We start from the raw sequence: 12,558 nt of genomic DNA, 5'->3' as shown, positions 1-12,558 counted from the left end.
CGCTAGCGGGGGAACACAGGGTCCATGCCACGTCTGCGCACCGTCTACCCGAGCACCCGCGGCGGGACCCGTCGCCGGGCGGGCAAGGGCTGGACCTTCTTCGACAAGGACGGGGTGCGGATCACCGACCCCGAGGAGGTGCAGCGGCTGAAGTCGCTGGCCATCCCCCCGGCCTGGAAGGACGTCTGGATCTGCCCGTGGCCCCAGGGCCACATCCAGGCCGTCGGGACCGACGACGCCGGCCGCCGGCAGTACCAGTACCACCCCGACTGGCGGGTCAAGCGCGACAAGCTCAAGTTCGACCGGGTGCTGCGCGCGGCCGAGCAGCTGCCCGCCGCCCGGCGGGCGATCACGCGCGACCTCGGCCTGGAGGGGATGCCGCTGGAGCGGGCCGACGCGGTCGCCGTACGCCTGCTCGACCTCGGCTACTTCCGCGTCGGGAGCGACATCTACGCCGACACCAACGGCTCCTTCGGCCTCACCACGCTGGAGAAGCGCCACGTCCGGCGCCAGGGCGACGTGCTCCACTTCCGGTTCGTGGGCAAGTCCGGCATCGAGCACAGCATCGAGATCGACGACCCCGACATCCTCGACGCCCTCGACAGCCTCCGTCGCCGACGCGGCGGCACCGAGCGGCTGCTCGCCTACCAGCTCGAGAAGGCCTGGAAGGACCTCGACAGCACGGCCGTGAACACCTACCTCTCCGGCCTGCTGGAGGACCTCACCGCCAAGGACTTCCGCACCTGGCACGCCACCGTGCTGGCAGCAGCCTCCCTGGCCGCCTCCGAGGAGCCCGGCGACACCAGGAGGTCGCGGCAGCGGGCCGTCAAGTCGGCGGTGCTCGAGGTCTCGGAGTACCTCGGCAACACCCCCACCATCGCCAAGAGCTCCTACATCGACCCCCGCGTCATCGACCTCTACGAGAACGGCACCACCATCGACCCCGAGCTGGTGCGCAAGCGCCACCGCTCCCCCGCCGCCAAGCAGCGCGCCCTCGAGGCGGCGGTGCTGGAGCTGCTGCGGTAGGGGTGGGGTGGGTGGTGTGCCGGCGGCCCGGCCCGGCGTACGGCGATGATGGGGCAGTGCTCGACCCGCTGACCGTCGCCGCCTGCCAGCCTCCGGTCGCCGTGCGCGACGTCTGCGCCAACGTCGCCACCCACGCCGAGGCCGTACGCCGTGCCGGCGCCCGCCTCGTCGCGTTCCCCGAGCTGTCGCTGACCGGCTACGACCTGGAGGCCGACCCCGTCGACGTGGACGACCCGGCGCTGCTCCCGCTCGTCGAGGCCTGCGCCGGGGTCGGCACGGTCGCGCTCGTCGGGGCGCCGGTGCGGACGGCCGCCGGCGTCGAGCACGTCGCCACCCTGCGCGTCGACGCGGACGGCGTGGGCGTGGCGTACCTCAAGACCCACCTCGGCGGGGCCGAGGCGCGGCGCTTCGCCCCGGGTCCGGGCGCCGCGGTCACCGTGGTCGATGGTCACCGGGTCGCCCTGGGCATCTGCAGGGACACCGGAGTGGCCGCGCACGTGCGCGACGTCGCCGCCGTCGGGCCCGACCTCTACGTCGCCGGGCTGGTGCACCAGCCCGACGAGCTCGACGAGCAGCGGGCCCGCGCCGTACGCATCGCCCGGGCGACCGGGGCCCCGGTGGTGTTCGCGAGCTGCGCCGGGCCGGGCGGTCCGTCGTACCCCGCGACCGCCGGCCACTCGGGGGTGCACGCCGCCGACGGCACCGTCCTCGACGAGGTCGACGCCGAGCCGGGCGCGATCGCCCGGGCGACGCTCGCCGGGCTCGGCCGCGGCGCCGGCTGACCCGCTGCGCCGGAGAAACCGACGCTCCGCCGGGATCACAGCTCCGGCACAGCGACGGTTCCCGAGCGACCTCGGGAGACCGCCACCGACCGCCGCCGGACGAGGTCGCCCCCTCACCCCGTGTGGTGCACCTCCGCCAACCCGTGGACGGGGGTGGGGATCTCCTCGAAGCGCGCCTTGAGCTGCAGCGCGAGGTAGAGGGAGTAGTGGCGCGACTGGTGGAGGTTGCCGCCGTGCATCCACAGGTTCTCGACCTGGGTCGGCTTCCACATGTTGCGCTGCTCGCCCTCCCAGGGCCCGGGGTCCTTGGTGGTGTCCGAGCCCAGGCCCCACACCTTGCCGAGCCGGTCGGCGGTCTCGGCGTCGACGAGGTCGGCCACCCAGCCGTTCATCGAGCCGTAGCCGGTGGCCAGCACCACGACGTCGGCGGGCAGCTCGGTGCCGTCCTCGAGCACGACGGCGTCCTCGGTCAGGTGGGTGACCTGGCCGTGGGCGAGCTTGACCAGGCCGTCCGCGACGAGCTCGGCGGCGCCGACGTCGATGTAGTAGCCCGAGCCGCGGCGGAGGTACTTCATGAACAGCCCCGAGCCGTCGTCACCCCAGTCGTGGCGGAAGCCGGCGGCCTCGAGCCGGTCGTAGAAGTCCTTGTCCTTCTCCGCCATCGCCTCGTACGCCGGGATCTGGAACTCGTGCATGATCCGGTAGGGCAGCGAGGCGAAGACCATGTCGGCCTTCTCGGTGGTCATCCCCGCCTCGAGCGCCCGCTCGGAGTAGAGGTCGCCGAGCCCGAACTCCATCAGGCTGTCGCTCTTGACGATGTGGGTGGAGGAGCGCTGCACCATCGTGACGTCGACGTCGTTCTCCCACAGCGCGCCGCAGATGTCGAAGGCGGAGTTGTTGCTGCCGATGACGACGGCCTTCTTCCCGGCGTACGCGTCGGGGCCGGGGTGGGCCGAGGAGTGGTGCACGTCGCCGCGGAAGGTCTCGGCGCCGGGGATCTCCGGCACGTTGGCCTTGCCCGACATGCCGGTGGCGAAGACGAGGTGCGTGGGTCGCAGCGTCAGCGGCTTGCCCTCGCGCTCGACCTCGACGGTCCACTCGCCCGCGTCGGCGGACCAGGTGGCGCTGGTCGCGGTGGTGCTCGACCAGTACGGCACCTCCATGATCCGCGTGTAGGACTCCAGCCAGTCGCCGATCTTGTCCTTGGGGGCGAAGACCGGCCAGTTGTCGGGGAACTTCAGGTAGGGCAGGTGGTCGTACCAGACCGGGTCGTGCAGGCACAGGCTCTTGTAGCGGCCGCGCCACTGGTCGCCGGGTCGCGGGTACTTGTCGATCACCAGGCTCGGCACGCCGAGCTGGCGCAGCCGTGCGCCCAGCGCGATGCCGCCCTGGCCGCCGCCGACGACGAGCACGTAGGGCTGGGTCGTGCTGCCCAGGCTCTCCGACTCCTGCTGGCGCTGCTCCTTCCAGGTGGTGCGCTGCTTGTTGGCGCCGTGCTCGGCGCCCATCGGGCGGTGGGTGCCACGCGGCTCCTCGTGGCCCTTGAGCTCGTAGAGGGTGGTCAGCAGCGTCCAGGCCCGGTCCTCGCCGTCCTCCTGCTTCAGCCGCACCAGACCGCGACCGCGGCCCACGGCGGTCTCGAAGCGGATCCACGCGGTGACCACGCCGTCGGCCTCGTCGGCCGGCTCCTCGGTGCCGAACCCGCTCGGGTCGACCCCGTCCAGCACGTCGCCGAGCATGGCCCCGATCTCCTGCCGGCCCTCGGCGGTGTGGAGGTTCCAGGTGAACGCGACCAGGTCACGCCAGTAGCTGTCGGCCGCGAACAGGCTCGCGGCCCGCTCCACGTCGCGCGCGGCGAGCGCCTCCTCGAACGCGGCCAGCCACCGCTCGGTGCGCTCCTGCGCACCGGGGGGCCCTGGCTGCTCGTCCTGCCGGGTGGTGGGGTCGCTCGCGGTGGTCTCCCGCTCGGGGGCCTGGGTCATGTACGTCTCCTTCGCCTAGGCTGGTGTGACCGAGCACACACGGCCGCAGCCCCCCGGCGACAGGGTTGCAGCACGTTGCACCCACCCGACCGGCTCGCCTCGGAGGACCCGTGCGGCAGCGTCCTGACCGTCCCGAGCGGGCCGACCTGGTGGGGCTCCAGCGCCTGCGCGAGGGAGCGCTGGGCGGGAGCCCTGGGCCGGTCCCCGCTCCGCGCGGTCCGGTGGCGGCGTCGTGGCGCCGGGTCGCCGCGTGCGGTCTCGAGCCCGGCTCCGCGCCGGACATCGCCCCGCTCGGGGGCGCCGAGCTGGAGCGGCGACGCGCCGAGAGCGGGCTCGCGGCCTACGTCCCCCGGCTGGCGCAGACGCTGGCCTCGGTCATCGACGCGGGCCAGATGGTGGTGGTGGCCGACCCCGAGGGGCGCGTGCTGTGGCGAGCCGGCTCCTCGGGCGTACGCCGTGCCGCGGACGACCTCGGCTTCGTCGGCGGCTCCGCCTGGACCGAGGGCAACGTCGGCACCAATGCGATCGGCACCTGCCTGGTGCTCGGCGAGGGGGTCCACATCCAGGGTCCCGAGCACTTCGTGGAGTCCCACACCCGCTGGGGCTGCGCCGCGGCCCCGATCCGCGACCCCTGGTCGGGGCGCGTGCTCGGCGTGGTCGACGTGAGCGGGCCCTCGCGCGGGATGCACCCGGCCGAGCTGGCCCTGGTGGAGCTCGCGGCGCGGATGACCAGCCTCGAGGTGGTCGAGCAGCACCGCAGCGACCTCGACCGGCTGCGTGCCGTCGCGGCGCCGGTGCTGGCGGGGGTGAGCGGCGACGTGCTGGCGGTCGACCGGTTCGGTCACCTGGCCGCGGCCGTCGGCTCCCGGGCGCCCGAACGCGTCGCGCTGCCCCACGACCTGGCCGGGGGACGACTGTGGCTGCCGACCCTGGGCGAGGCGGTGGCCGAGCCGCTGGCCGGCGGCTGGCTGCTGCGGCTCGGCGGGGGCGCCGCCGGCACCAGCCGCCTGGTGCTCGACCTGCGGGCCACCCCGCTGCTCGAGGTGTCCTCCCCCAGCGGCGACTGGTCGCGCCGGCTCTCCCCGCGCCACGCCGAGATCCTGCTGGCGCTGCTCACCGCCGGGCCCGGCGGCCGCTCCGCCGCCGACCTGGCCACCGACCTCTTCGACGACGCCAGCCGCGTGGTCACGGTGCGTGCCGAGCTGTCACGGCTGCGACGGCTGCTCGGGGGCGTCGTGCTCTCCGGCCCCTACCGCCTCTCCCCCGGCGTCGAGGCCACGCTGCGGTTGCCCGACGACGGCACGCCGGCGCTGCCGGGGTCCAGCGCGCCCGTCGTACGCCGCCTGCCCGGGGCGCGCCGATGAGTCCGGGGTCCTGCTGCGGTCTGTCCCGCTGAGAACCCCCACCACCCCGAGGAGCCCGCCATGCGACCTGTCAACGTCAACCTGTGGATCAACGACGGCCGGATCCAGGAGGCCGTCGACCACTGGGTCTCGCTCTTCCCCGACTCCCGCATCGTCTCCTCGACGCCGTACGGCGAGGAGGCCGGCGACCTGGCCGGTCAGACGATGGCCGTCGTCTTCGAGCTCCAGGGCCAGCCCTACACCGCCATCAACGGCGGCGACACCCGCTTCGAGCCCAACGAGGCGGTCTCACTGGCGGTGCCGTGCGACACCCAGGACGAGATCGACCGCCTCTGGGCCGGCCTGACCGACGGCGGCAAGGCGGGCCCCTGCGGCTGGCTCTCGGACCGCTTCGGCTTCGCCTGGCAGGTCTACCCCGCCGCGCTCGACGACCACCTGGGCGACCCCGAGGTGGCACCGCGCGCGGTGGCCTACTTCATGACGCTGGACGGCGTCCCGTTCTCGATCGCCGACCTCGAGGCCGCGGTCCGGGGCGACTAGTGGGTCGCGCGGTTCTCGAAGGGCGTCGAGAGCACGATCGTGGTGCGCGTCGAGACGTGGGCCGCGGCGCGCACCCGGGCGAGCAGGTCCTCGAGGTCGGCGGGCGTGGCCACGCGTACCTTGAGGATGTAGGACTCCTCGCCGGCCACCGACCAGCACGACTCGATCTCCTCGACGCCCCGGAGCTTCTCGGGGTAGTCGTCGGGCCGCGAGACGTCGATCGGGGTGATGCTGACGAACGCCGTCAGCGGCTTGCCCGCGGCGGCGTGGTCGATCGTCGCGCCGTACCCCAGGATCAGGCCGCGCTCCTCGAGCCGCTTGACGCGCTGGTGCACGGCGCTGGTCGACAGGCCCGTGGCCCGGCCGAGGTCGGTGTAGGACATCCGGCCGTCGTCGGCGAGCAGCCGCAGGATCTGCCGGTCCTTGTTCTCCACGCGGGAGACCCTAGCGGCCGGACCGGCCCGGGAGCGCCGGACCGGGTCGCCGTCCCCGGTCGCCCCTAGGCTGCGCCCATGCCCGCCACGCAGCCCGCTCCGCAGCGCCTGATGCTCCTCGACACCGCGTCGCTCTACTTCCGGGCCTTCTTCGGCGTGCCCGACTCGGTGACCGCGCCGGACGGCACACCGGTCAACGCCGTGCGCGGCCTGCTCGACTTCATCAGCCGGCTGGTGGCCGACTACGAGCCCACCCACCTGGCGTGCTGCTGGGACAACGACTGGCGACCGCAGTGGCGGGTCGACCTGATCCCCACCTACAAGGCCCACCGCGTGGTCGCCGAGCGCCAGACCGACCCCGACGTCGAGGAGGTGCCCGACCCGCTGGAGAAGCAGGTGCCGATCATCGAGGCCGTGCTACAGGCCTTCGGGATCGCGGTCGTGGGTGCCGACCACCACGAGGCCGACGACGTCATCGGGACGCTGGCGACCGGGGCCGGGATGCCCGTCGACGTCGTGACCGGCGACCGCGACCTCTTCCAGCTCGTCGACGACGAGCAGGAGGTGCGGGTGCTCTACACCGCACGGGGCGTGGGCAGGCACGAGCGGGTCGACGAGGCATGGGTCCGCGAGCGCTACGGCGTCGAGGCCGCCCAGTACGCCGCCTTCGCCACCCTGCGCGGCGACTCCTCCGACGGCCTGCCCGGCGTGGCCGGCATCGGCGACAAGACCGCGGCCGTGCTGCTCGGCCGCTTCGGGGACCTCGACGCGATCCTCGCCGCCGCCACCGACCCCGAGGGCGCCGACCCCGACGCCAAGATGGGCCCCGGACCGCGCGGCAAGGTCACGGCCGCGCTGGACTACCTCGAGGTCGCTCCCCGTGTGGTCGCCGTCGTGCGCGACCTCGACCTCGGCGGCCCGGACCTCGCTCTGCCCGCCTCCCCCGCCGATCCCGAGATGCTCGAGGCGATCGCGGAGCAGTGGGGCCTGACGAGCCCGGTCGAGCGGCTGCGCGAGGTGCTGGCCGCCCGCGCCTGAGCCGCGGTCGACGCCGTCAGTCGTCCTGCCGACGGTCGGTCGAGCGGGCCCGCGTGTGCATCCGCTCGCCCTCGCGCCCGAAGATCGACAGGAACTCGACCCGCCGCTCGTCCGCGCCGCCGAACCAGTGCGGCAGCCGGGTGTCGAACTCCGCGACCTCGCCCGGCTCGAGCACCACGTCGTGGTCCCCCAGCACCATCCGCAGCCGGCCGTCGAGCACGTAGAGCCACTCGTAGCCCTCGTGGGTCTGCGGGTCCGGCTGCCGGCGGCGTCGCCCCGGGGGGATGGTGAGCTTGTAGGCCTGCAGCCCGCCCGCCCGCCGGCTCAGCGGCACCATCGTCATGCCCCCGCGGGTGACCGCGCGCTGCGGGACCCGTGGATCGGCGGCGCCGTCGGCCCCGACCAGGTCGTCCAGGGCCAGGCCGTGGGCGCGGGCGAGCGGGAGCAGCAGCTCCAGCGTGGGGCGGCGCCCACCGGACTCCAGCCGCGACAGCGTGCTGACAGAGATGCCGGTCGTGGTGGCCAGGTCGGCGAGGGTCAGCTCGGCCTCCAGCCGCAGCGCCCGCAGCCGGGGTCCGACGGAGTCCAGCACCGTGTCGAGCTCGTCCATGGTGGAGATCTTGCCATACCGGCAACAGGACTTGCCGATCGTCGGCCATCCCGCGCACGGTGGTGGCACCGGACGACGAGGAGGACGACATGGCAGCGCAGCAGGACGACGGCTACGACGTGGTGGTGGTCGGCGGGGGTGCCGCCGGGCTGAGCGGGGCGATCGCCCTGGCGCGGTCGCGCCGGCGGGTGCTGGTGGTCGACGCGGGCGCTCCGCGCAACGCGCCGGCCGACGGGGTGCACAACCTCCTGGGACGCGAGGGCGGCTCGCCCCTGGAGCTGCTGGCGCAGGGACGGGCCGACCTGGAGACCTACGGCGGGGAGGTACGCCGCGGCCGCGCCGTCGGCGCCCGTCGCACCCCAGCCGGCTTCGAGGTGGAGCTCGAGGACGGGACTGCCGTGACCGGGCGTCGGCTGCTGGTGACGACGGGCCTGGTGGACGAGCTGCCCGACGTGCCGGGCCTGGCCGAGCGGTGGGTCCAGCAGGTGCTGCACTGCCCGTTCTGCCACGGCTGGGAGGTGCGCGACCAGCGCATCGGCGTGCTGGCCACCGGTCCGATGGCGGTGCACCAGGCGGTCATGTTCAGCCGCCTCTCCGACCGGGTGGTGCTGCTCGCCCACGAGGTCCCGCCGGCCGAGGCCGACCTGCCGCGGCTGGCGGCCGCCGGCGTGACGGTGGTGACCGGGCGGGTGAGGGCGCTGGAGGGCGAGCCGGGTCGGCTGTCCGGCGTACGGCTGGAGGACGGGACGCAGCTGTCGCTCGACGCCGTGGTGGTGGCCCCGCGGATGGTGGCGCGCTCGGCCGTGCTCGACGCCGTCGGTCTGGACCCGGTCGCCCACCCGACGGGCATGGGTGAGCACTACCCGGCCGACCCGACCGGGCGCACCAGCGTCGAGGGCGTCTTCCTGGCCGGCAACGTCGCGGACCTGACCGCCCAGGTCGGCGCCAGCGGTGCGGCCGGCACCACCGCCGGCGCCATGATCCACGCCGAGCTGATCGAGGCGGAGCTCGCCGCGCTCCTCCCGGCCTAGCTGCTGACCGAGGAGTAGGCCACGACCCCGCGACGCAGCCGGCCGGCGGCCTCGCGGGCGGTCGTCCGCAGCGCACCGGACCCGGCGGCGTCGGCGACCTGGTCGGCGAGGTCGAGCAGCTGCTTGACCCACCGCACGAAGTCGCCGGCGGAGAGGTCGGTGACCCGCAGGATGTCGTCGAGCTCGTCGCCCTCGGCCCAGCGCCACGCCGCCCACACGAAGCCCAGGTCGGGCTCGTGCAGCTGGTCGAGGTGGTGCTCGCGCTCCAAGGCATCGAGGTCGGACCAGGTCGAGACCATCTCGGCCAGCACCTCGCGGACCGGGCCGGAGGCGGGCAGCCGCGGGGTGGCCGCGTCGTCGGGCCGGCGCGACTCGTAGACCAGGGTCGAGAGCACGGCGGCCAGCTCGGAGGCGTCGAGGCCGTCCCACAGCCCGGCGCGCAGCGACTCGGCGGTGAGCAGGTCCATCTCGTTGTAGATCCGCATCAGGGTGCGGCCGCGCTCGGTCACGGCCAGGTCGGTGCCCTCGCCCTCGAGGTAGCCGAGCGTCGCCAGCACCTCGCAGACGCGGTCGAAGCGACGGGCGATGGTGTTGGTGCGCTGCTCGATCCGGCGGCGCAGCGTGGCCGAGTCGCGCTCGAGCTTGAACCACCGCTCGGCCCACCGGGCGTGGTCCTCGCGGTCGGGGCACTCGTGGCAGGGGTGGGCCCGCAACCGGCGACGCAGGTCCTCGATCCGGCTGTCCTCCATGCCCGAGCGGCCGGTGCTGGAGCGGCCGTTGCCCGAGCGCGACGAGCCGGTGCCGGACCTGCCGTCCTGGCCCGGCGGGGGCGGCGCGAACCCGTGGGTGCGCTCCTTGAGCGCGTTGGCCAGGTCGCGCCGCGACTGCGGGTTGCGACCGTTGAAGCTGCGCGGGATCTTCAACCGCGTGATCGACCCGACCGGGGTCGCGAAGTCGGTCAGGCTGAGCCGACGGGCGTGCCGGTCGGAGGTCAGCACGTAGGGACGCGGCCCGTCGCGGTCGGCGCGGGTGCCGGGGTCGATGACGACCGCGAGACCGGCGAACCGGCCGCTCGGCACCTCGATGACGTCGCCGGGGCGCAGCGCCTCCAGGGAGTCCAGCACCTCCTGGCGGCGGTCGAAGCGACGTGACTTGGCGAGGTCGCGCTCGGTGTCGGAGAGCTGGTGGCGCAGCCCGGCGTACTCCATGAAGTCGCCGCGGTCGCAGGCGGCGGCGTCGGCGTACCCCGCCAGCGCGTCGTCGCTCTTGCGCAGCTGGCGGGCGAGCCCGACGACGGCCTTGTCGGCCTGGAACTGCGCGAAGGAGGACTCCAGCAGCTCGCGCGCCCGGTCGCGGCCGAACTGGTGCACCAGGTTGACCGCCATGTTGTACGACGGCCGGAAGCTCGACCGCAGCGGATAGGTGCGCGTGGAGGCCAGACCGGCGACCGCAGACGGGTCGAGCCCCTGCTGCCACAGCACGACGCCGTGGCCCTCGACGTCGATGCCGCGGCGTCCGGCGCGACCGGTCAGCTGGGTGTACTCCCCCGGCGACAGGTCGGCGTGGGTCTCTCCGTTCCACTTCGACAGCTTCTCGATGACCACCGAGCGGGCCGGCATGTTGATGCCCAGCGCCAGGGTCTCGGTCGCGAAGACCACGCGGCACAGCCCCCGCAGGAACAGCTCCTCCACGCACTCCTTGAACTTCGGCAGCATCCCCGCGTGGTGGGCGGCGATGCCGCGGGTGAGGCCGTCGAGGAACTCGTGGTAGCCCAGGGCCTGCAGGTCCTCGTCGGGCAGGTCGGCGCAACGCTCCTCCACGAACGCGTAGATCTCCTCGCGCTCGGCGGGGCTGGTCAGCCGCAAGTTGGCCTCGAGGCACTGCTGCACCGCGGCGTCGCAGCCGATCCGGCTGAAGATGAACACGATCGCCGGCAGCAGACCGGCCCGGTCGAGCTGCTCCACCACCTGGGCGCGCGTCGGGGTCCAGGCGCCGCGGGCGCCGTTCGCGCCCGACTGCGGGCGCTTGCCGCCGCGCGGGGCACGGCGGTCCTTCATCCGGCCGCGGGCCCAGTCGTCGCGGGCCAGCTTCTCCAGCTGCGGGTTGACCCGGGGTTGTCGGTCGCGGGTGGGGTCGGCGGTCTCCTCGTCGGCGAACAGGTCGTACATCCGTCGCCCGGCGATGACGTGCTGGTAGAGCGGCACCGGCCGGCGCTCCTCGACGATCGTGGTGGTCTCGCCACGCACGGTGCCCAGCCACTCGCCGAACTCCTCGGCGTTGCTGACGGTGGCCGACAGCGAGGCGACCGCCACCGACTCGGGCAGGTGGATGATCACCTCCTCCCACACCGCGCCGCGGATCCGGTCGGCGAGGTAGTGCACCTCGTCCATGACGACGAACCCGAGCGTCTCGAGGGTCCGCGAACCGGCGTACAGCATGTTGCGGAGGACCTCGGTGGTCATCACGACGACCGGGGCCTCGCCGTTGATGCTGTTGTCACCGGTGAGCAGGCCGACGTTCTCCGGTCCGTAGCGCATCGAGAGGTCGTGGAACTTCTGGTTCGACAGCGCCTTGATCGGGGTGGTGTAGAACGCCTTGCGACCCGACTCCAGCGCCAGGTGCACCGCGAACTCGCCGACGATGGTCTTGCCCGACCCGGTGGGCGCGGCCACCAGGACCGAGCGGCCGTCCTCGAGCTCGCGGCAGGCCCGCAGCTGGAAGTCGTCGAGCGCGAAGGCCTGGCGGGAGGCGAAGTCGGCCAGCATGGGGTGCTCCTGGTGGGCCCGGAAGCGGGAGTAGCGCTCGGCGGCGCTGGGACGGTCGGGGCGGCTGCTCATCGGCCCACCAGTACCCGCAACGCCGCCGGGACCACGTCCACGGTCAGCGGGAGCGGACCGATCCGCTCGCCGTCGGCGTACGCCGTGATGCCGGCCGCCGCGACCGTCACCGAGCGCACCCGGTGGTGGTGGTAGCCCGGGTGGTGCACGTGGGTGCCCCGGAACAGCTTCGGGTAGGTCCGCACCAGCTCGCGCCGGCTCAGCGGCTCGATGACCACGACGTCGAGCAGGCCGTCGTCGAGCTCGGCACCCTCGGTGATCCGCAGCCCGCCGCCGAAGGACGGTCCGTTGCCGACCGCCACCACGGTGGCGGCGAGCCGTTGCTCCTCGCCGTCGAGCTCGAGCACGTAGTCGATCGGGCGCAGCGTCCGCAGCTCGGCCAGGGTGGCGAGGTTGTAGCGCATCTGGCCGCGGGGCCGCCGCATCCGGTTGGCGCGCTCGTTGACCACGGCGTCGAAGCCCGCGGCCAGCACCGTCAGGAAGTACGTCGCTCCCGCCCGCGCCAGGTCGATGGTGCGCTCGCGGCCGCCGATCACGACGTCGACGGCGGCGGCGGTGTCACCACGGGGCACGTCGAGGTAGCGGGCGACGTCGTTGCCGGTGCCCGCCGGGAGCAGCCCGAGCCGCGTCCCCGACCCCGCCAGGGCCTGGATCGCGACGTGGACCATGCCGTCCCCACCCACCACCGCGACGGTGTCGATCCCGCGCTCGACGCAGTCGTGGACGAGGTCGCGGGCCTCGTCGGCGTCGCGTCCGCGCAGGTCCTCGACCTCGTGGCCCGCGTCGCGCAGCCGGGGCACGGCCTCGGCGGCGATCCGCATCCCCTGGCCGCGTCCGGAGCTCGGGTTGATGAGCAGGGCGATGCGGCGGGACACGTGTCCGACCCTAGTCGCAGGGGCAGCACCGGAGGCTCA

The 12,558-nt window shown here is 73.9% G+C and carries 11 protein-coding genes; 6 read left to right on the top strand and 5 right to left on the bottom strand.

The genetic code is table 11. The annotated features are described in order from the left end of the window. Positions 1-24: 24 nt before the first annotated feature. Both EDD33_RS07855 and EDD33_RS07850 read left to right on the top strand, forming a co-directional pair. The gene (locus tag EDD33_RS07855) at positions 25-1,026 is read left to right on the top strand and encodes a DNA topoisomerase IB (protein ID WP_123389876.1); all 1,002 of its coding nucleotides are present in this window, start codon (positions 25-27) and stop codon (positions 1,024-1,026) included. A gap of 56 nt (positions 1,027-1,082) precedes the next feature. Further along, the gene (locus tag EDD33_RS07850; protein WP_123389874.1) at positions 1,083-1,808 is read left to right on the top strand and encodes a carbon-nitrogen hydrolase family protein; all 726 of its coding nucleotides are present in this window, start codon (positions 1,083-1,085) and stop codon (positions 1,806-1,808) included. Positions 1,809-1,921: 113 nt separating this feature from the next. On the opposite strand, the gene EDD33_RS07845 is transcribed toward EDD33_RS07850, so the two are convergent. After that, complete coding sequence (locus EDD33_RS07845; RefSeq protein ID WP_123389873.1) at positions 1,922-3,790, bottom strand: NAD(P)/FAD-dependent oxidoreductase; 1,869 nt, start codon at positions 3,788-3,790, stop codon at positions 1,922-1,924. A gap of 110 nt (positions 3,791-3,900) precedes the next feature. Between EDD33_RS07845 and EDD33_RS07840 the strand changes: the two genes are divergently transcribed. Together EDD33_RS07840 and EDD33_RS07835 are read left to right on the top strand one after the other, a co-directional pair. Then, positions 3,901-5,154: a GAF domain-containing protein gene (locus EDD33_RS07840; protein WP_123389871.1), complete on the top strand. Its 1,254-nt coding sequence runs from the start codon at positions 3,901-3,903 to the stop codon at positions 5,152-5,154. 60 nt (positions 5,155-5,214) lie between these two features. Then, complete coding sequence (locus EDD33_RS07835) at positions 5,215-5,694, top strand: VOC family protein (RefSeq protein WP_123389869.1); 480 nt, start codon at positions 5,215-5,217, stop codon at positions 5,692-5,694. Here EDD33_RS07835 and EDD33_RS07830 read toward each other — a convergent pair. Then, positions 5,691-6,128, bottom strand: a complete 438-nt coding sequence (locus EDD33_RS07830; protein ID WP_123389868.1) for an Lrp/AsnC family transcriptional regulator — start codon at positions 6,126-6,128, stop codon at positions 5,691-5,693. The genes EDD33_RS07835 and EDD33_RS07830 overlap by 4 nt on opposite strands. A 78-nt stretch (positions 6,129-6,206) precedes the next feature. On the opposite strand from EDD33_RS07830, the gene EDD33_RS07825 reads away from it, so the two are divergent. Further along, the gene (locus EDD33_RS07825; protein WP_246003426.1) at positions 6,207-7,166 is read left to right on the top strand and encodes a 5'-3' exonuclease; all 960 of its coding nucleotides are present in this window, start codon (positions 6,207-6,209) and stop codon (positions 7,164-7,166) included. 16 nt (positions 7,167-7,182) lie between these two features. Here the strand turns inward: EDD33_RS07825 and EDD33_RS07820 are convergent, their stop codons facing one another. Next, a complete protein-coding gene (locus EDD33_RS07820; protein ID WP_123389866.1) occupies positions 7,183-7,776 on the bottom strand; it encodes a helix-turn-helix domain-containing protein in 594 nt (197 codons plus the stop codon). 89 nt (positions 7,777-7,865) lie between these two features. Here EDD33_RS07820 and EDD33_RS07815 point away from each other — a divergent pair, with 89 nt between their 5' ends. Continuing rightward, entirely contained in the window at positions 7,866-8,807 is a 942-nt protein-coding gene (locus EDD33_RS07815; protein WP_123393180.1) for an NAD(P)/FAD-dependent oxidoreductase, read from the top strand. Here the strand turns inward: EDD33_RS07815 and EDD33_RS07810 are convergent. Next, a complete protein-coding gene (locus EDD33_RS07810) occupies positions 8,804-11,644 on the bottom strand; it encodes a DEAD/DEAH box helicase (protein ID WP_123389864.1) in 2,841 nt (946 codons plus the stop codon). The two genes, EDD33_RS07815 and EDD33_RS07810, sit on opposite strands and share 4 nt — an antisense overlap. Then, complete coding sequence (locus tag EDD33_RS07805; RefSeq protein ID WP_123389862.1) at positions 11,641-12,519, bottom strand: diacylglycerol kinase; 879 nt, start codon at positions 12,517-12,519, stop codon at positions 11,641-11,643. The genes EDD33_RS07810 and EDD33_RS07805 overlap by 4 nt, the downstream gene beginning before the upstream one ends. Between the last annotated feature and the right edge of the window lie 39 nt (positions 12,520-12,558).

The organism is Nocardioides aurantiacus (genome assembly GCF_003752505.1).
Lineage (GTDB): Bacteria > Actinomycetota > Actinomycetes > Propionibacteriales > Nocardioidaceae > Marmoricola > Marmoricola aurantiacus.
The sequence above is the reverse complement of the archived record's forward strand: the minus strand, read 5'-3'. Positions and strand labels throughout refer to the sequence as shown.